2 tRNA genes and 2 rRNA genes are annotated in these 818 nt (G+C 43.4%); all 4 read left to right on the top strand.

Annotated elements, in window-relative coordinates:
• Window positions 1-70: ribosomal RNA gene (locus GWK08_RS19170) — 16S ribosomal RNA — on the top strand; the annotation flags it as partial.
• A gap of 99 nt (window positions 71-169) precedes the next feature.
• Window positions 170-243, top strand: a tRNA-Ile gene (locus tag GWK08_RS19165).
• Window positions 244-382: 139 nt separating this feature from the next.
• Window positions 383-456 (top strand) — tRNA-Ala (locus GWK08_RS19160).
• Window positions 457-625: 169 nt separating this feature from the next.
• Window positions 626-818 (top strand): 23S ribosomal RNA (locus GWK08_RS19155); the annotation flags it as partial.

Below are 818 nucleotides of genomic sequence, written 5' to 3'. Positions count from 1 at the left end.
AAAACTGGTAACTGGGGCTAAGTCGTAACAAGGTAGCCGTACCGGAAGGTGCGGCTGGAACACCTCCTTTCTAGAGAAAAGAATCGATAATTGGAAGAGGAGCTACCTTATAATTTTTAAGGGATGATTTTGCTTAAAGCTGTTAATATATAAAAAAGGAACAAGAAGAAGTCTCGTAGCTCAGCTGGTTAGAGCGCTACACTGATAATGTAGAGGTCGGCAGTTCGAGTCTGCCCGAGACTACTAAGTTAAGGTTACCGATAAAAAGCGGTACCGTTAAGTTCATAGATAACATTATGATAAGAGGAAATTCTGGAAGTTAAGGGAATTCTACAGACAGGAAAGGATCTGAATTCTAAATTCGGGGATTTTTTTTTGAGAAGGGGAATTAGCTCAGCTGGCTAGAGCGCCTGCCTTGCACGCAGGAGGTCATCGGTTCGACTCCGATATTCTCCACAACGGCAAAGAGTTTGTTGCAGATAATTAGTAATAATTGTCGGTGGCGACTCGCCACAACGTTCATTGACATATTGAGATAAAGAAAGAATACGAGTAACGTAAATTTTGCTGTATTTAGATACAGTAAGAAATAAGTTAGAAATAGAATCAAAGAGACAAAAAGTACAATAAGCTAAATAAGGGCGTATGGGGGATGCCTAGGCTCTCAGAGGCGAAGAAGGACGTGATAAGCTGCGAAAAGCTGCGGGGATTGGCACACACGAGTTGATCCGCAGATCTCCGAATGGGGCAACCCGGCTGGTTGAAGGCCAGTCACACCGTAAGGTGAGCGAACCCGCTGAACTGAAACATCTAAGTAG

Source organism: Leptobacterium flavescens, from assembly GCF_010671605.1.
Lineage (GTDB): Bacteria > Bacteroidota > Bacteroidia > Flavobacteriales > Flavobacteriaceae > Leptobacterium > Leptobacterium flavescens.
Note: the sequence above shows the minus strand (reverse complement) of the source record. Positions and strands in the feature narration are given on the sequence as shown.